Raw genomic sequence first — 19,197 nt, 5'->3', positions numbered from 1 at the left:
CTTATTTATTCAGCAATAATTCAGTGATTGCACAACTCATACCTAAAACATTGATTTAAATAATTTTTATCATATCAATATTTATTTAGACAGAATTACCCCGATATTCGGGGACTTAAACCATTGTATTTAGAAAAGATATCCGCATAAGAAGTTTTATTTACAGAAAATAAACATATAAGAAATTTTTATACTAGGGCAGCTTTGAAGTCAGAATTAACTTACCCACAGATTTTTGCATAAATATTCCTAATGCAAGAATTAGCATTTATTATACTTAAGTCTATAATGCACAATAAAAGAGCAATTCGCCCTCAAAACGAACATACGCAATTATCTATAACCTTGCTAAATTCAGGAACTATTGAAACAACTATCCTAAAATTCGAAAAAAATCGTTCTTTTATACTAATTACTTTATATTTCTCTATAACTTTTTAGCCGTAGAAACTTTTTATAAAAGCATTTATTTATAACGAAATTCATGCGCGCCCCTAGTAGAAAAATAAAATTGAATAATTATTCACTAAAATTGCAAACATCTAGTCTTAATAGTGTTTAATCCCATGCATTACTCCAATAAAAATAAAGCACGAGATAAAATGTTCATGACTCATTGGAAAGTTAGTTTGCCATTTCGCCTCTGCTCTCTTCTTCTACTTACCAGTGAAACACCAAGAGAAATACTTTATGGTAGCTTTACAAAAAAGATAATATATAAAAAATTAGCGTAGTAATTGACTTAGTACTTCATCAAAGAATGAACGTTTGAACGACAAAAAATTGGAAAACCATAATGATAAGAAACATTAAAAGGCTTATTGGCCTTTCGGTGATGTCTGCCCTAAGCACTACGATAAGTAGCGAAGTATCCGCACAAGAAACAGAGTCACCTAAATACGATTATGCTAAATGGAATGTAAGTAACCCGCCATTTGCACTTAATGAAGTTACAATCAACACCACCGAAACCACTTGGTCTAGCTTGGATATAGCCCCGAATGGTAAGTATATGGTGTTCGATATGCTAGGTGATATTTACAAAGTAAATATTGATGGCGGCGATGCCACACCGATCACGCAAGATTTCGCATGGAACATACACCCAAATATTTCACCGGATGGTTCAAAGATTGCGTTTATTTCTGACCGCGATGGCATTAATAATCTTTGGATAATGGACAGCAATGGTGAAAACCTGCGCCAAGTGACCAAAGAAAAGAACAACCTTATTCACTCTCCTAAATGGAGCCCCGATGGTGAATACTTGCTGGTATCCAAAGGCATTATGTCTAGCCGCAGCATTCCTGCAGGTGAAATTTGGATGTATCACAATACCGGTGGCGACGGCTTGCAAATTAAAGCCCGTAATCATGGTAAAAAAGACCAGCAAAACATAGCTGACCCCGTTTTTTCTCACGACGGTAAATATATTTACTTCACAGAGAACACAGTGCCTGGGAGTCGTTTCGACTATAACCGTGATCCTTTAGGTGGCATATTCGCTATTACCCGATTCGACCGTGAAAATGGTGATGAAAGCCGTTACATCAGTGGCACCGGCGGTGCAGTGGTGCCTACACCATCTCCGGATGGTAAATACGTTGCGTTTGTTCGCCGGGTAAAAGAAAAAACCGCTCTGTTTTTAAAAGATATTAAAACCGGTGAAGAAACACCGCTTACCACAGAACTTGAACGTGACATGCAAGAAGGTTTTGGCTCTGAAGGTTACTTCGCCTACTTCGACTGGATGCCAGATTCATCAGCCATTGTGTATTGGACAGGTGGTACTTTCCATAGCATCAATATCGACGATAAGACTATCTCAGATATTAACATTAACGTAGAAGCTACCCTTCAATATGCGGATGCACTTCGTTTTGATGTAGATGTGGCACCGGATGAATTTGATGTAAACATGATTCGCTGGTCGCAAATGTCGCCTGACGGTAAGACACTCTTGTTTCAAGCATTAGGAAAGCTTTACGTTAAAGACGTAAAGTCGGGCAAGATGAAACGCCTGACTAAGCAAAATGACCATGGCGAATATTACCCGCGTTTTTCTAACGACGGTAAAGCCATTGTTTACACCACGTGGAATGATGATGAATTAGGGTCAGTACGCATTGTTTCTGCCCGTGGCGGTAAAGGTAAAGTGATTACCAAGCAACCTGGCCATTATATAGAACCATCGTTCTCAAGTGATCGTGAAAAGGTGGTGTACCGCAAGTTTACTGGCGGCTATTTACTTGACCCTAAATACTCGGTGGACCCTGGTATTTATGTAGCAGACCTTGATAGAAAAACCGAAAAGAAAGTGTCTGATGGGGGTATTAACCCACACTTTGCAGGCGACAATTCACGGGTGTATTTCACCGAATCGGTAGGCGGCACGCCGTATCGAGAAACACAACTTTCAAGTGTTAACTTGCAAGGAAACGATAAGCGAACGCATTTATACGGCGCTGATGATGTAAGTGAGTACAAACTTTCACATGATAAAAAATGGGTAGCTTTCGTTTACCAATTTAAAACCTTCGTCACCCCGTTTGTGGAAAATGGTAAGAAAGTAACTATTGGCCCTAACATGACTTCACTGCCGGTTACTCAGCTTTCATCTAAAGCCGGTGAGTACTTAACATGGTCGCCCAATAATGAAACGGTGAGCTGGTTTAATGGCCCCACTTTCTACAGTCGCTCGCTTAAAGAAGCTTTTGCGTTTGTAGATGGCGCGCCAGAAACCCTGCCCGACCCTGTGGCCGATGGTATTAATTTATCGTTCACTACCGATGCCGATAAACCAAGCGGTTACAAAGCCTTAATTGGTGGAAAGGTCGTGACCATGCGTGATGCCGACAACACCCAAGAAGTGATTGAAGACGGCGTTATTATCATTAAAGATAATCGTATTGAAGCTGTGGGCAAGCGCGGAGATATTGCTATTCCTGAAGGCGCTATGCAAATAGATGCCAGTGGCAAAACCATTATTCCCGGGTTAGTTGATACTCATGCTCATGGTGCACAAGGCAGGAATGAGATTATTCCAGATAAAAACTGGAGCCAATACTCGAATGTGGCCTTTGGTGTTACCACCATTCATGACCCATCAAACGATACCACAGAGATTTTTGCCGCCTCTGAACTTCAGCGTAAAGGCGACATAGTGGCACCGCGTATTTACTCTACCGGTACTATTTTGTACGGCGCAGAAGGCCTAGGCTACAAAGCCATCATCAATAACTACGAAGATGCGTACTTCCACGTAGAACGCTTAAAAGAAAGCGGCGCAATTTCGGTGAAAAGCTACAACCAACCACGACGCGATCAACGCCAACAAGTGTTATGGGCGTCGAAAAACCAAGACATGATGGTCGTGCCTGAGGGTGGCGGTAAGTTACAACAAAACCTAACCATGTTGGTTGATGGCCATACAGGACTAGAACACAGCTTACCTATAGAGCGCGGTTATAGTGATGTAACCCAGCTATGGAAAGCCACCGAGTTTGGTTACACACCTACATTTGTGGTTTCTTACGGCGGTATGATGGGTGAAGAATATTGGTACGACCGTACCGAAGTTTGGAAGAACCCACGCTTACTTCGCTACACCCCAGCCACCATGTTGCATGGCCGTTCTATAAGACGTCCTACCGCGCCTGATAATCAATACAACCACCAAAACGTAGCTAGCTACGCCAAAGAGCTTCGCGATAATGGGGTTAGTGTACATATTGGCGCTCATGGGCAACGTGAAGGCTTAGCCGCCCACTGGGAACTGTGGATAATGCAACAAGGCGGTTTCACCGCATGGGAAGCATTACGCGGCGGTACTATCGATGGCGCTAAGCATCTAGGTATGGGTAACGACATCGGCAGTATTGAAAAAGGTAAATTGGCTGATTTAGTCGTGATTGACGGCGATGTATTAGCAGACTTACGCCGCAGTGAATATGTGGAATTCACCGTACTTAACGGCCGCGTATATGAAGCTGCCACCATGAACGAAGTTGGCAGTAAAACCAAGCGTTCCCCTTTCTTCTTCGAAGAAAACAACGCCACCTTTATGCCAAGAACCACTGCGGAAGCCATTGATGCCAAAGCACATCACTTCCATTGGAAACACTAATAATCTAGTGAGTTACTAGCACTTATCAAGCCGGCGTAAATCGCCGGCTTTTTTATGCTTACAGATCCCCATTGATGGGTTTATTGGGAGCTAGGTCTGTATTAGAAGTGTGGGGCACACAATAAGCAGGCCCTCCCCGGCAGGGATGCCGGGGAGGAGCCTCCAGGGATGGATTTACGGCGTGCCTGTGTTTGTGTGCCCCACACTTCGTATTGTCCCCGTCAGCGGTTGCGTCCGTATTGTTCGTGAGACGACACCCAATCTGATGAGCTAATGGCTGAGGCTAAAGAGATTTCCCCCGCTAAGGCTACCGAGGCAACGATTTCGGCGAATTTGTACACCTTGTTTTTGCCATAGCAATCGATAAGTTCTAAGCACTCACGCTGAGTGCCCATTCCGGTGCCACCACCATAGGTGGCCACTATTAACGAAGGAATAGTGATAGACACATACAAATCGCCTTCATCAGTAAGCTCTGAATACATAATAGCAGCCGATGATTCCGCTACGTTCGCGACATCTTGCCCCGTAGCAATAAACATGGCGGTAATACCATTAGGCGAGTGTAAACCCGTATTGTTCACCCCAGACAGAAACGAGCCTACCCCAGCCACCCTGCCGTGATAATCAATTTGCTTAGGCTCTACCCGCATAATTTGCAGTAAATGCTCACGCTTTATCGTGGCCTCTGCGGTTACCCGTTTACCACGTGTACGCATAATATTTATTTGCGAGGCTTTTTTATCGGTAGCAAAGTTAGACTCTAAGTAGAAGTTTTCAACACCTTCATAATTATCTAAAATCCACCCGCACGCCGCAAAAGTAGCCCGCCCCACCATGTTTTGCCCTGCCGCATCACCGGTTAAATAGTTGAAACGCAAAAACGCAAATTTGTTTGATAAGAAGTGGTCAATATAAGTGAGCTTGGCAATGCTCGAGGTTGCTTCAGCCTCTTCGCGAATTTTGCTGATGTTTTGGTTTACCCAAGTAACAAAATCTCTTGCCCCACGGGCATCGCTAAAAATGAAAACCGGAGCTCGCTGCATAGCATCATCTACCACCGTAGCCTTTATCCCACCACTCATATTAAGCAGCTTCATGCCCCGATTATACGAGGCAACCAAGGTGCCTTCTGTTGTGGCCATTGGCACAACAAAATCGCCCTTCGCGTGTTCGCCGTGAATAGTTAATGGCCCTGCAATGCCAATGGGTACCTGAGCTACACCAATAAAATGCTCAATATTCCCTTTCAATTTGTCTGGATCGACCGAGTACTTGCCAACATGATCGATTTTGGCGCCAGTAAAACTTTCAAAGTATGACTGACGCTGCTTAATGATTTTATCGCCATAATCGTCGTGATCGTCACGGGGAATATGCAACTAGCGATTGGTAGGAGAAGTCACATTATCTTCTACTTCAAATTTAAGCTTTCCAAAAGGTGACGCTGAAAAACAAATACCTATTTTACGTTTTTCAGGGCTGACTTCTTCATTTAGTTCTAGGTGTACGGTAATGACTTGTCGTAATGAAAATGGCATGTCCCCCGCATCGTTAAGTGCTTTGAAGCTGATATCGCTATCGTTGCTACTTTGAATAGAAATTTTGTGACTAGGGACTTTCTCACCATCAAATGAAATCCATTTCAGCTCTTTTAGTGTGGCATCTTTTAAACGGTTTTTAAGTGCAAAGGAAACGCCGTTGTCGGTTTTGGTTAGGCTTCCATGAGTATATAGCTGCTTGAGTAAAATACTTGGTACAAACATGTGAGTTCCTATTCCGTTTTGGTTAAGCCACTGCGTGAATTAAGTACACTACTTTTTTATAGTACAACCTTTGTACAGTATCACTAACCTTTTGCATTTCCATCAATTTTTATCCACATTTAAATTTGAGCCATTTCATCAAAACTTCATTAAATTTTGCGCCAACACCCTATGAATAAAGGGCAGCAAACGCTCTGACTTCGCTTTATTCGGTATACCGAAGCGCCTTCATCTAACGTTTACATCGTCAAGGCTTTACCCAAGACCACTTGTCGGTATTCAGGTTTTCGCTGTTTAAAAAGCATCGATTGCTGATTAAGCGCTATGTCCATAGGGAAATGGCAACTGAATACCATTTTTTTAATTTCATGGGATGAACTGTTATGAGAAAAGGACTATTCCGTCATCAGGCAATGCAGCCTACCTCGCCATTTCAAGGCGATCTATTGATGACGCCTCGACCGTCCCATATGGGGATAACGGCAATACTACTTTTATGGATAGTAGGTGTGGGGATATATCTCACTACGGGTAGCTATGCCCGAAAAGCCACTGTAGAAGGATGGTTAGAGCCCTCCCATGGCGTACTAAGGTTGTACGCCGACGCCCGAAAAGGCCGCATATCACAAGTGTATGTCAGCGAGGGCCAAAAAGTAAAAAAAGGCGAGCCATTATTGTCGATTGAATACGGGGTTCAGCAGCCACAAGGCGAAACCGTAGAGCTAAAACTACAACAAGAACTTCTCGCTAAGAGAAAGCGGATAAGTGACTCGTTGGCGCGCACCATTAGTATTCATAAAAGCAACAATGCACAGTTATTAAAGCAACTTCAACACGCGCAAAAAGATGCTGAAACAATACGCCATATTTTAGCGATTTCTTATCAACAGTGGCAGTTAGCACACAATCAATTTACGTCACTTGAAGTGTTACGCAATGCTGGCCATGTAAGTAACGCAGATTTCGATAGCTATAAGCTTGAGCTTTTAAGTAGCCAGCAACAATGGAAACAAGCTGAGCGAAATAACCTGAAAAGCGAAGCTGAAGTAAGCCGGCTGACACATGAAATTGCCAGTTTACCCGAGATTCAAGCCAATGAGCGTACCGTACACAAAAACCAACTAAGTGATATCAATCAGCAGTTGCTGACATTAAATCGCGATCGGCAGCGCATTCTTTATGCAACGCAAAATGGTGTGGTTTCAAGCCTGCAAGCTAGCGCTGGGTTAATGGTCGATCAAAACAGACCACTACTCAGCTTACTTCCAGAAAATTCTCCGATAGAAGCACGATTGCTAGTACCCGTGCGCGCCGCCGGCTTTATCGCTAATGGGCAACAGCTCGCTATTCGATACGATGCTTTTCCTTATCAGAAATTTGGTTTGCAAGAAGGGCAGATAACTAGCATCTCCGAAACTATTTTACTGCCAGGTGAGTGGGCGAACGCGCCTTTAACCGTGAGCGAACCGGCTTATTTGGTTACCGCTCGAGTAAATAGCGACGCCATTATTGCCTATGGAAACCCGGTCATGCTTAAGGCTGGAATGACGTTTTCAGCAGACGTAGCGCTTAGCCAGCGTAGCTTACTGGAATGGATTTTAGAGCCGCTGCTAAGCGTCACGAAAAGGTTGTAATTATGACTATTGCTCACGGATTTACCTCACCTGTACTCAGCGCTTTGTCACCTAAAAACAAAGTGCCGGTAGTGCTTCAAACTGAAGCTGCTGAATGTGGCTTGGCCTGTGTGAGTATGGTGGCGCAGTATTATGGCGACAAACGGGATATGACCCACCTTCGCCAGCACATTAGCGTTTCACTTCGCGGCATCACGCTTAAAGATATTATGGATATTGCGCAGCAAATGGCATTTCAATGTCGCGCACTAAAAGTTGAGCCACAAGATTTATCTCAACTAACCCTGCCAGCAATTCTGCACTGGGATATGCGTCATTTTGTTGTGCTGACTGAGGTAAAGCAAGAGCGATTAACCATACATGACCCGAGTATTGGCAAACGCACTTTCACCTTTGATGAGGCGAGTAAACACCTAACGGGAATAGCGTTAGAAATTACGCCTAAAGACAATTTTTCGCCACCACCCGCAAGGCCTTTACTAAAGCTAAGAAACTTCTTTACTCGCACGGTAGGGTTTAAACGTAATTTAGCGACCTTGCTGGCGCTGTCTGCATTACTTCAACTGTTCGCTTTAGCCTCTCCTTATTACGTGCAAACCGTGGTCGATGATGTGTTATTGCAAGGGAACCAAGCATTATTAACCGCGCTTGCTATTGGGTTTACTTTTTTGCTACTGATAAGCATCTTCACCAGAGTGTTGCGGCGCTTTCTGATCCTTGCTGTATCAAGCAGGCTTCAACTTCAAATGTCGGCTTCCGTCTTTCAACATTTACTCTCTCTACCGCTGGATTTTTTCGCCAAAAGGCACGTGGGCGATGTGGTGTCTCGATTTGGTTCCCTCGCCCATATTCGTGAGTTCCTCACTACGGGGCTTGTGACTGCATTTCTCGATGGCGTATTGGCCATTATCACGCTCGTCGTGATGGCCCTTTATTCCGTTAAGCTTACATTGTGTGTGGTGCTAGTAGTGGCAATATATCTACTTTTTCGCATCGCGTTAATACCTGTCACTAAGCGACTCACAACAGAGAAAATTGCGTTAGGCGCCACCGAGCAAAGCCACTTTATGGAAAGTGTTCGGGGTATGCTGCCTATTCGTGTCTACCATCAAGAATCCCAGCGCCATAGTCAGTGGCAAAACAAGTTAGTCGCCACTTTGAATAAAGACATTAGTCTGGGAAAACTCAATATTGGAAGCGATGCGGTAAACCAGATTTTATTTGGTATTGAAAACATCGTTGTAATCTTTATTGCGGCATCTTTGGTAATGGATAATATGCTGACGGTAGGAATGATGCTTGCCTTCATCGCTTACAAAACCAAATTCACTGCCGCAGTAGACGGCCTAGTGTCGAAATTTATCGAATTGCGAATGCTGGCCGTACACTTTTCTCGTTTGAGCGATATTGTACTAACAGAGCCTGCTGAAACCACAGTACTGTCACAACAATCTAGCCCCTATACAAACGTACCTTCAGTCTCAGGTGCGACCTCTTCCCATGAAATCGCTTCAAATACACCAGTTATTCACTTAAAAGCCCACAACCTTAGTTATCGCTATGGTGAGGGGTGTAAATGTATTTTTGAAAACCTCAACTTATCGGTTAGCGCAGGGGAAATAATTGCCATCGTTGGTGCAAGCGGCAGTGGAAAAAGCACCTTACTTAAATGCCTGATGGGCCTGTATGCACCGTTTGATGGAACGGTTAGTCACAATACAATTTCATCAAATCATTCCCCAGTCATTGCGTCTGTATTGCAAGAAGACATGTGCCTTTCTGGCTCTATGGCTGAAAACATTAGTTGTTTCGATGAGATACCGAATCAAGAAAAGGTTATACGTGCCGCCCAATTAGCCTGTATCCATGACGAAATTTGTGCCATGCCTATGCAATATCACTCGTTGGTCGGCGATATGGGAAGTAGCTTAAGTGGTGGTCAGAAACAACGGCTACTGCTTGCGCGAGCGCTATACAGAGAGCCCGACATCTTGTTTCTTGATGAGGCGAGTAGCCATTTAGATATTCACAACGAGCACATTATCAATACCCATTTAAAGGCGCTCAATATTACCCGAATAATGGTTGCCCATCGCCCTCAAACGATTGCCCTTGCAGATACTGTCTATCAGTTGGTAGACGGCACTCTGCAGCACAGCCCAGCTTCTGAAGTAGTAGAAGAAAATAATAATACCCCACTAGGAGATTCATAATGATAACGCCCGAAGTTAGAGAATCTACACCCTTGCTCACCGATATTGAGCGTCAACAAATCGTTAAGCATGTAGATAACTTAAACAGTAATGCCCTTCCTATCGACACCCTGTCTAAACGCGAGCTTCAGGTTGCGCGAAAGATCATGGAGGGCTTGTCGAATAAAGCGATAGCAGCAGAGCTATTTATTAGCGAACGCACCGTTAAGTTCCACTGCGCCAACATCTACAAAAAACTGAAAATAAGCAGCCGCACCGCGCTCATCGCAAGTTGCTTTCGATCGATTTACCACCCCCTAAGGTTGGCCTAACCGCTACCCTTTTTAACTACACTAAAACGCTTATATAAGGAGCGAAAAATGCAACATAACATTCATAGCTATACACAAGAAAATACGCAAAAAAACACATTGAACGGCTCTGACCTTCACCTTAAAGCCCAAGAACTACTGCAAGTCACTGGCGGGAAGTCTGGGGTATCTGCAGACGCAGACAAAGACCCCATTCGCTTTGTTAAACAACCTGTCTACATCACCCTAGCGATTGGTGAGGACGGCGGACAGTTACCCGATTTATTGTCATAGCAGATTAAGGAGGTTAAGCAGTCCTCCTTTTACCACTTAAAAAGGATATTTCAATGCAGATTGCATTAATAGGGAGCGAGAGTGACCCACAAATTCTACATGTGGCTGAAACCTTAATTGCCGATAAAAACGACCCCTGTATTATCAATACCAACTACTTTGGTGAGCACTGGCAGCTCAGCTACGACCCAGATTTTAATGATGGCCTGTTACATTTTAACCAGCCTACCCGCAACGGTCTGTTTCGAATTCCTCTATCGGACATCACATCTGCCTATTGGCATCAATATATTCCCCCTTCGGTGAAACCCTCTGATAGTGTGTCTTCACAATGGTTAGATCAGGAATATGCCAGCACCTTGTTATGTTGGTTTTTATTCAGTGAAACTAAGTGGGTTAATGGTATTGACGCCATTCGCGCCCATCACTGCAAACCGATTCAATTGCGAATGGCAAAAAAGCTAGGCGCTAAGGTGCCATATACCTACATAGGTAACGCTAGTGATGTAGCTTTACAGTTTTGTGCGAACATAGGCGAGGTGGTCTATAAGCCCGTTAAAGGCGGCGAAACAGCGAAGTTCGTGCAACAGGGCTATGATACTCGCGGCTTAGTACAGGCTTTGTTAAAAGAGCGCCCTGTCACTTTTCAGGCATTTATTGAAGGGACAAATATTCGAAGTTACGTACTTGGCGATGAAGTGGTCAGTGTACAAATAGACTCTCACAACCTCGATTTCAGAGAAGATATAAACGCACGGCCTTTACTGACGCCCCTTCCTAAACCAATGCAGGATTTATCACGAAAGATATGTACTGGCTTAGGCATGCATTGGTGCGCTATCGATTGGCGTAAAAATACCAAGGGTGAATACTATTTCTTAGAAGCCAACCCTTGCCCTTTCTTCTTGTTTGTTGAAAACGAGACTGGTGTTGATATTACCGGCCGTTTAGTGAAATTATTAACCACATAAAAAAAGAGCGCATTTAAATAAATGGGCTCTTTTGTGTTACTAGCCCTAGGGCTTTATAGAATGAAGCGCGATAGATCTTCGTTTTCTACAAGCGACTCTAAGTGGCTGTTTACGTAATCTTCGTCAATCACGAAAGACTCACCGCTTTTTTCAGACGCATCAAACGAGATATCTTCCATTAGACGTTCAAGTACCGTGTGCAAACGGCGCGCACCAATGTTCTCAGTGCGTTCGTTCACTCGCCATGCAGCTTCAGCAATACGCTGAATGCCTGATTCCACGAAATCGATATTCACGCCTTCGGTCAGCATAAGCGCTTTGTATTGCTCGGTAAGCGACGCATTTGGCTCGGTAAGAATACGTTTGAAGTCACCTACTTCTAAGGCTGATAACTCAACGCGAATGGGCAAACGACCTTGAAGCTCAGGAATAAGATCTGACGGCTTGCTCATTTGGAACGCCCCAGAAGCGATAAACAAAATATGGTCTGTTTTCACCATGCCGTGCTTGGTCGATACCGTTGACCCTTCTACCAAGGGTAGTAAGTCACGCTGAACACCTTCACGCGATACATCGCCTGACGTATTGCCTTCACGCTTACAAATTTTGTCAATCTCATCCACGAACACAATGCCGTGTTGCTCAACCGACTCAATCGCTTTTTCTTTTAAGTCTTCTTGATTCACCAAACGTGCGGCTTCTTCTTCCACCAGCATTTTCAGTGCATCTTTAATTTTTAACTTCTTCTTTTTCTTTTGTGAACCCGACAAGTTTTGGAACATACCTTGAAGCTGATTGGTCATTTCTTCCATTCCAGGAGGCGCCATAATTTCTACGCCTACTTGTGGAAGTGCCACATCAATTTCAATTTCTTTGTCGTCTAAATCGCCTTGGCGAAGCTTTTTACGGAACGCTTGGCGTGTGCCTCTATCTTCAACGTCTTCTTTCTTACCCCATGCATCTTCAGGAGGAGGAATAAGTACGTCAAGAATGCGCTCTTCCGCTGCTTCTTCAGCGCGGAATTTCACCTTTTTCATTTCAGTTTCTTTGGTCATCTTCACGGCAATGTCAGCAAGGTCGCGAATGATGGTTTCTACTTCTTTACCCACATAGCCCACTTCGGTGAACTTAGTGGCTTCAACTTTAATGAACGGCGCATGCGCTAATTTTGCCAAGCGGCGCGCAATTTCAGTTTTACCCACACCTGTTGGGCCAATCATAAGAATATTTTTAGGCGTTACTTCTTGACGCAACTCTGGTTCAAGTTGCATACGGCGCCAGCGGTTTCGAAGTGCAATCGATACCGCACGTTTAGCATCTTGCTGACCAATAATGTGTCGGTCTAGCTCATGAACAATTTCTCTAGGTGTCATTTCAGACATGCATAAACCCTTTTCTGTTTTGGTGCTACTGCATCGATAGCAGGCACAAGTCGCTGTTTATTTTTAGTTAAACAGCCACTTAGTAATCGAGTACGTCTACCGTTTGACTATGGTTAGTGAATACGCAGATATCACCGGCTATGGTCAAACTTTTCTCCGCAATTTCTTTTGCAGTCAGTTCGGTGTTTTCCAGCAAAGCAATAGCAGAAGCTTGGGCATAGTTGCCGCCTGAACCAATAGCAATCAGGTCATTTTCTGGCTGAACTACGTCGCCGTTACCGGTAATGATGAAAGACGCGGTTTCATCGGCTACGGCTAATAAGGCTTCTAGCTTGCGCAGCATGCGATCGGTTCGCCAATCTTTGGCAAGTTCGACCGCCGCCTTGGTCAAATGACCTTGGTGGGCTTCAAGTTTTGCTTCAAAGCGTTCAAAAAGGGTGAAGGCATCGGCGGTGCCGCCTGCAAAGCCAGCTAATACTTTATCGTGGTACAAGCGGCGCACTTTACGTGCATTACCTTTCATTACGGTATTGCCGAGTGACACCTGACCATCGCCAGCCATCACAACTTGATTTCCACGTCTTACAGATACAATCGTTGTCACGTTTAATCCCCGTTTAAGGTGGGCGCTATCGCAGACTCGGGCGATAACTGAAAAAAGACTTTGTTATGAAATGGGGGAAGGGTTTTCGTTTTCAAGGGGAGCAGTTAAAACGGGCAGCTAAAAGGGGCTGTTAAAAGAAAAAGCAGTGAAGACGTATTTAGTCAACGGGTACGTATTAAAGCGTTAAGCGCTACAAAGGAGTATGAGGTGGCTATTATGAGATGGTTATTATGAGGTGAATATAAGGCATCCACCACATCATGCGGTGAATGCCCTTATTAATGAATAATGAGTAATAGATAGTGAACAAAAAGCGTTTACGCTTATAAATTCCAGTACCAAATTTGGCAGGTCGCAATATTCACTTTACGAAGGCTGTGCTTGGCTTTTTCTGCATCTCGTTTCGATTCAAATGGCCCTAAAATAACCCTGAACCATTCGCCGTTGCTGCCAGAACTCTGACGAATAAGTGCTTCTAAACCTTGAAAGGCAATTTTCGCTTTCATTTCTTCAGCTTGAGCGCGGGTTCTGAACGACGCGCACTGCATAAGGTAACGTTTGTCTGATTTTTCCTGTTCGGCAACGTCTACTTCCACTTCATACCCTGGCAGAGTACGAATATACTCCCACTCTTCTTTAGGCAATTCGGGCAAAGCTTCTTGGGTAGGCGCTACAGGGCGTACAACTTCGGTATCTACCTCAGAGCTGGCGTTATCTTTAATAGACCATAAGAAAACCGCAAAGCCGATAAGCAATATCACCACAATAACAAGGCGAACAATAGGGAATGAGGCAGTGGGGCCACTCTTCACCTGTGATTTACCGCGCTTTTTATTTTCGGGCTTCTTTTTTTGTGGTGCTTTACCACGAGATACATAATCGCGTTGAGCCATATTCGGCAGTTTTCCTACTACTTATCGTTATTTTAGATGGGTGATGCCATGAGACGAAGACATAGTGCACAACCCTGAAACACTTGTATACATCAGTGTTAAGATTTTACCGTAATAGGAACCTGTGTGCTAACTGAAATCGGTGGGGTCGATATCTACCGACCAACGTACTTTTGCCGCCTGCGGTAACCCTTGTAAATACGGCAGAGCTAGCCGCAATGCGTTATGTAACGGCGCACGTTTTTCATGACTGCACACCAGCATAAAGCGAAAACGCCCTTGTCGTTTTTCAATTAAACAGGGAAATGGTCCACTCATTTGCGGTACTAAGCCCTTAGAATTTGCGTTTGCAGTATTTGAGTTTGAAAGCACGCCCCTAGCCTGCTGCAGGAATGCATAGGCCGATGAGCTCTCGGTTGCCTCTGCCCGAATCACAAATTGACTAATATAGGGTGGCAATGCAGACGCTTTTCGTTCCATTAACGCATGGCGAGCAAAGTGGGCATAGCCGTTGTTCACTAAATCTTGTAATAAAGGGTGGTGAGGATTGTGGGTTTGCAGCCACATTTCTCCGGGTTTACTGGCTCGCCCTGCTCGCCCTGCAAGCTGCGTAACGAGCTGCGCTAGCTTTTCAGGAGCTCGAAAGTCAGCACTAAATAGCGCCCCATCGCAATCTAACACCACCACCAATGTAACGTGAGGAAAATGATGCCCTTTCGATAGAATTTGGGTACCTACCAGTATTTGGTGTTCTTGGCGGTTAATAGCGTCGAGGGTTTGATGTAGCTTGTCTTTTCCTCTTACCGTATCACTGTCTATGCGCACGTGTTTGGCATCGGGGAAGAGCTTCATTAAACCTTCTTCTACCTGCTCGGTGCCCGTCCCCGCCGTTACCATTTCATGGCTGTGGCAAGCTTCACACTCTTTGGGCATTGAACGGGTAGCACCACAGTGGTGGCATTGCAGCCTGTTTTGCCCTTTATGCACGGTATAAGGCCTATCACAACGCTTACACATTGCCGTGGTGCCACAGTGATGACATAAAAGCGCAGGGGCATAACCTCGTCTATTCACAAAAACCAGAATCTGGTTCCCTGCATTTACATGCTGGCGCATAATTGTCAGCAAGCCTTCTGAAATGCCGTAATGAATAGGTTGGTCTCGGGCATCTAGTAAATACTGCTTGGTACTTTGCGCCCCTGCGGCGCGCCGTGTTAGTTGCAAATGCGCAAAGCGGCCGTTTAACGCGTTATTAAGCGTTTCAAGCGCTGGGGTAGCGCTGCCGAGCAACAAAGGAATACTGTGCTCTTTGGCACGCATAGCCGCTAAATCACGGGCGTGATACCTAAGCCCGTCTTGTTGTTTAAATGACTCATCATGCTCTTCATCAACGATGATCATGCCGGGGTTTTTAAGGGGCGTAAAAATCGCTGAGCGAGTACCAATGATAATACCGAGTTCGCCTGCCCTTGCCCGCTGCCATACCGATAATCGCGCGGCGTCTGTTAATTGAGAGTGCAATACGCCTACAGGAATATTGAAGCGCTTTTCAAACCGCGAAACGGTTTGCGGCGTTAAACCAATTTCAGGCACTAAAATAAGCACTTGTTTACCGGCTTTAAGCAAAGGTTCAATAGATTGCAGATACACTTCGGTTTTACCGCTACCTGTCACCCCTTCAAGCAAGCTAATCGCAAAGGTGCCATGTTGCTGGTTTAATGCCGCTATCGCGACCCCTTGCTCTTTATCAGGTACGGGCTTTTCGCCAATTTCGAAGGTATCCAACCACGCTTGTGCAGTAAGTTCAGGCGTAATGTCTACGAGCTCAATAAGTGCTTTATCTAATAACGCTTTCACTACTGCGGGTGAAAAATGCTTACGCGCTTCGCTAGCAATAATTGATGTGGTTTGAACCGCTTTTAAGCAGCTCATTTGCTTTGGAGCTCGGCTTAAACTTTTAACATCGGTATCAGCACCTTCTGGTGTGACTTGAATATATTGCGCGGGGGATGGCGTGGCTGGCTCACCTTTACGAAGTGGTACGGGAAGCATGGCATGTATCACTTCCCCAGGCGCATGGTGGTAATACTGCCATAACCAATGCGCCATTTTTCTTAGCGATTCGTCGATAACAGGTGCGCTATCTACCACCTCAATAATGGCTTTTATCTTACTGGTATCATCTATGTCTACACCGGATTCAACCACAATGCCTACCAGTTGACGTGGCCCGAAAGGCACTTTTACCCGCACACCCGGTTGTAAAGTGTCGGTATGAGAATAGGTAAATAGCTGGCGAAGCGGCACAGGTACAGCCACCTGAATGAATACCATTAAAATTGATGCCCCAAAATTGATGAACGTAAAGTGAGTAAACGTAAATTCAGAACCGCTAATGATCTGGCATTTAAACATAATGTCAAATAAGGGAAGGGAATTTATTTTAGCCCGTGAACTTGATTAACGCCGCCCCTGTTTACTTCGCATACAAAAAGTGCTTGATCACTTTAGTTGCTTCCTTTATTATGCGCCGCTCTTTTGCGGCTGACTGCAATTACTGCGGTTGGTCATTGAATTTAAAGTTGCGTATGGTGTTTGGCTTCGGGCCAAATAGCGATACGGCCTCATATTGAAGGTAATCCAAAATGAAAGATGGTATCCACCCAGAATACGCTGAAATGACAGCAACATGTTCTTGCGGCAACGTAATGAAAATCCGTTCTACTCTAGGTAAAGATATTAACCTAGACGTATGTTCTGCATGTCACCCATTCTACACTGGTAAGCAACGTAACGTTGATACCGGTGGTCGTGTTGACCGCTTCAAGAAACGTTTCGGTGCTTTGGGCGCTAAATAAGCTCAGTACTCAGAAACACGATGTTTCTTTAAAAAAAGCGCCTATCGGCGCTTTTTTTGTGTCTGGAGTTTGTAAGTGGGTTTTGAATTTTTTCGTATCTGCGCTTTTCATTCTCGCTTCATTTGGGTTCAACCAATACCGTGCTCGCCCAGTAAAGAGCAGCGAAGTGGAATGCTCGGCTAATGCAATGCTTTGTTAGTGAAAAGCCCGGCGTTTTAGATGTCGTTCCCAGTTGCCGTTACTTTGCAAAGTGCATGCTTGCTCGCTGTCGTAGCGAACTCCTTTGATGTGCACTTTCAATTCGGGGCATACATTATCAAGTTCATGTTCGAATGCTTGGTTCCAGTTAGTTGAAAGTGCTTCGCTTTTTTGCTTTTCGGTTTTAAACACCGCAATAATTTCTGGCCTGCGCCAGTGACCCTCATGCGTAAGCCATTCAAAGCCAACCGACTCAGATTTTGCCCACTCACACACCGTAGTTAACGCTTCAATCAGTTTCTTTTCAGACATGGTAAGTTACGCCTTCTTCTTCATGTTTATTATTATACCTATTCCGCTCACCAGCGTCTTGAACAGTCGGCTTAGTGCCTGTTTGCAAAGACCTATTTGATAACTTTCTATACACACGGCTATTCACACGTCTATTCACACAGCTATAAAATAGAAATAATGTATTAATTCGCTAGGTGTCATAAATATGATGAATGGCAAATATTCGACGATGTCACTGGTCATACAAGCAAGTCTGCCCTAAATTGACAGATATAAAGGGCAGATCAGATATGTACTCAAATGACCCTGTGATAGAGTCGAAGACATTCTACTGCTAGAACGCAGATTGCCCTTACGGTAACGAAGATTGCCTAACCCCTACATCGAAGGATATGTTTACTAATGTCAGATTTCAGACAACGTGCACTAGATTATCATGCCAAACCCACGCCAGGTAAAATCAGCGTAGAGCTTTCAAAGCCAGCCGATAGTGTGGATGATCTTGCTCTGGCTTACAGTCCAGGGGTAGCTGAGCCGGTACGAGAAATTGCTGAAGATCCTGATAATGCTTATAAATATACTGCCAAAGGCAACATGGTAGCGGTCATCAGTAATGGAACTGCTATTTTAGGTTTGGGTAATTTAGGGCCGTTAGCTTCTAAACCAGTTATGGAAGGTAAAGCACTGCTGTTTAAACGCTTTGCAGGGCTTGATGCTATCGATATTGAAGTAAAGCATCGTACAACAGAAGAATTTATTAATACCGTTGCCAATATTGCAGATACCTTTGGCGGTATTAACCTTGAAGATATTAAAGCCCCTGAATGCTTTGAAATAGAACAAGAATTGATTAAGCGCTGCAGCATTCCAGTATTCCATGACGATCAACATGGTACTGCTATTGTTACCGCCGCAGGCATGTTGAACGCCATTGAAATTCAGGGTAAAAATATTGAGAGCGCTAAAATAGTTTGTATGGGTGCAGGGGCGGCAGCCGTTGCCTGTATGGAATTACTGATTAAATGTGGTGCGCAACGTGAACGCATTTACATGCTAGACAGAAAAGGGGTTATTCACACTCGCCGTGAAGACCTTACCGAGCACAAGCGCTTGTTCGCTAATAACACTGATAAACGTACCTTAGAAGATGTGATGGAAGGTGCGGATATTTTTGTAGGTGTATCTGGGCCTGATGTATTACCGCCAGAAACGCTAGCATTAATGAGCCCTAACCCGATTGTTTTTGCATGCTCAAACCCCGATCCTGAAATTAAGCCTGAATTGGCTCATGAAGTTCGAAATGATTTAATTATGGCTACGGGGCGTTCTGATTATCCTAATCAGGTAAACAATGTGCTGTGTTTCCCGTTCATTTTCCGTGGTGCGCTGGATGTACGCGCAACGGCCATTAACGACGAAATGAAAGTGGCCGCGGTAGAAGCACTTCGTGCTATTACCAAAGAGCCCGTACCAGAATCTGTGTTAGCGGCTAGCAACAGCAAAAGCTTAACCTTTGGCAAAGAATACATTATTCCTAAACCAATGGACCCTCGCCTCTGTGAACGCATAGCCTCTGCAGTGTCAAAAGCGGCGATTGAATCTGGCGTTGCACGACTTCCAGAAGTGCCTAACCGCGCCGAATGAAGGCAATATAAGGCATATACTGGCGTGTAA

Annotated in this window: 15 protein-coding genes; 8 read left to right on the top strand and 7 right to left on the bottom strand. The window is 44.5% G+C overall.

The window, feature by feature from the left end; genetic code table 11:
• Window positions 1–796 precede the first annotated feature (796 nt).
• A complete protein-coding gene (locus AAC006_RS11765; protein ID WP_339891379.1) occupies window positions 797–4,126 on the top strand; it encodes an amidohydrolase family protein in 3,330 nt (1,109 codons plus the stop codon).
• A 221-nt stretch (window positions 4,127–4,347) separates the two neighbouring features.
• Here the strand turns inward: AAC006_RS11765 and AAC006_RS11760 are convergent, their stop codons facing one another.
• Together AAC006_RS11760 and AAC006_RS11755 are read right to left on the bottom strand one after the other, a co-directional pair.
• Entirely contained in the window at window positions 4,348–5,508 is a 1,161-nt protein-coding gene (locus AAC006_RS11760; protein WP_339891377.1) for a hydroxymethylglutaryl-CoA reductase, read from the bottom strand.
• Window positions 5,509–5,892 carry a hypothetical protein gene (locus AAC006_RS11755; RefSeq protein ID WP_339891375.1) on the bottom strand — a complete coding sequence of 128 codons (384 nt, stop codon included), beginning with the start codon at window positions 5,890–5,892 and terminating at the stop codon, window positions 5,509–5,511. It abuts the gene before it with no gap.
• Between the two features lie 383 nt (window positions 5,893–6,275).
• Here AAC006_RS11755 and AAC006_RS11750 point away from each other — a divergent pair, with 383 nt between their 5' ends.
• Genes AAC006_RS11750 through AAC006_RS11730 form a run of 5 tightly spaced genes read left to right on the top strand, consistent with a single transcriptional unit; the run spans window position 6,276 to window position 11,294 of the window.
• On the top strand, window positions 6,276–7,526 hold the full coding sequence (locus tag AAC006_RS11750; protein WP_260563414.1) for an HlyD family secretion protein: 1,251 nt from the start codon (window positions 6,276–6,278) through the stop codon (window positions 7,524–7,526).
• Between the two features lie 2 nt (window positions 7,527–7,528).
• Window positions 7,529–9,739 carry a peptidase domain-containing ABC transporter gene (locus AAC006_RS11745; protein WP_339891374.1) on the top strand — a complete coding sequence of 737 codons (2,211 nt, stop codon included), beginning with the start codon at window positions 7,529–7,531 and terminating at the stop codon, window positions 9,737–9,739.
• Window positions 9,739–10,050, top strand: a complete 312-nt coding sequence (locus tag AAC006_RS11740; protein ID WP_013786267.1) for a helix-turn-helix transcriptional regulator — start codon at window positions 9,739–9,741, stop codon at window positions 10,048–10,050. The genes AAC006_RS11745 and AAC006_RS11740 overlap by 1 nt, the downstream gene beginning before the upstream one ends.
• Window positions 10,051–10,098: 48 nt before the next feature.
• Window positions 10,099–10,323, top strand: coding sequence for a hypothetical protein (locus AAC006_RS11735; protein ID WP_013786268.1), 225 nt, complete (start codon window positions 10,099–10,101; stop codon window positions 10,321–10,323).
• A 53-nt stretch (window positions 10,324–10,376) separates the two neighbouring features.
• Window positions 10,377–11,294, top strand: coding sequence for a hypothetical protein (locus tag AAC006_RS11730; RefSeq protein ID WP_013786269.1), 918 nt, complete (start codon window positions 10,377–10,379; stop codon window positions 11,292–11,294).
• 53 nt (window positions 11,295–11,347) lie between these two features.
• Here the strand turns inward: AAC006_RS11730 and hslU are convergent, their stop codons facing one another.
• The 4 genes from hslU to priA form a co-directional block, all read right to left on the bottom strand.
• Window positions 11,348–12,676, bottom strand: coding sequence for an HslU--HslV peptidase ATPase subunit (gene hslU / locus AAC006_RS11725; protein ID WP_013786270.1), 1,329 nt, complete (start codon window positions 12,674–12,676; stop codon window positions 11,348–11,350).
• 79 nt (window positions 12,677–12,755) lie between these two features.
• On the bottom strand, window positions 12,756–13,280 hold the full coding sequence (gene hslV, locus AAC006_RS11720) for an ATP-dependent protease subunit HslV (protein WP_013786271.1): 525 nt from the start codon (window positions 13,278–13,280) through the stop codon (window positions 12,756–12,758).
• Between the two features lie 323 nt (window positions 13,281–13,603).
• Window positions 13,604–14,173: an SPOR domain-containing protein gene (locus tag AAC006_RS11715; RefSeq protein ID WP_013786272.1), complete on the bottom strand. Its 570-nt coding sequence runs from the start codon at window positions 14,171–14,173 to the stop codon at window positions 13,604–13,606.
• A 129-nt stretch (window positions 14,174–14,302) separates the two neighbouring features.
• A complete protein-coding gene (gene priA / locus AAC006_RS11710) occupies window positions 14,303–16,507 on the bottom strand; it encodes a primosomal protein N' (RefSeq protein ID WP_013786273.1) in 2,205 nt (734 codons plus the stop codon).
• A gap of 311 nt (window positions 16,508–16,818) precedes the next feature.
• Here priA and rpmE point away from each other — a divergent pair, with 311 nt between their 5' ends.
• Window positions 16,819–17,031: a 50S ribosomal protein L31 gene (gene rpmE / locus AAC006_RS11705; RefSeq protein WP_013786275.1), complete on the top strand. Its 213-nt coding sequence runs from the start codon at window positions 16,819–16,821 to the stop codon at window positions 17,029–17,031.
• A gap of 195 nt (window positions 17,032–17,226) precedes the next feature.
• Here the strand turns inward: rpmE and AAC006_RS11700 are convergent, their stop codons facing one another.
• Window positions 17,227–17,541 (bottom strand): hypothetical protein, encoded by a 315-nt coding sequence (locus AAC006_RS11700; RefSeq protein ID WP_126871737.1) that lies wholly within the window; start codon window positions 17,539–17,541, stop codon window positions 17,227–17,229.
• 384 nt (window positions 17,542–17,925) lie between these two features.
• On the opposite strand from AAC006_RS11700, the gene AAC006_RS11695 reads away from it, so the two are divergent.
• Window positions 17,926–19,167, top strand: a complete 1,242-nt coding sequence (locus tag AAC006_RS11695) for a malic enzyme-like NAD(P)-binding protein (protein WP_013786277.1) — start codon at window positions 17,926–17,928, stop codon at window positions 19,165–19,167.
• Window positions 19,168–19,197 lie beyond the last annotated feature (30 nt).

It is taken from the genome of uncultured Alteromonas sp., from assembly GCF_963976965.1.
In the GTDB taxonomy this organism is placed as follows: Bacteria; Pseudomonadota; Gammaproteobacteria; order Enterobacterales; family Alteromonadaceae; genus Alteromonas; species Alteromonas naphthalenivorans.
This window is presented reverse-complemented; position numbering and strand designations above follow the sequence as displayed.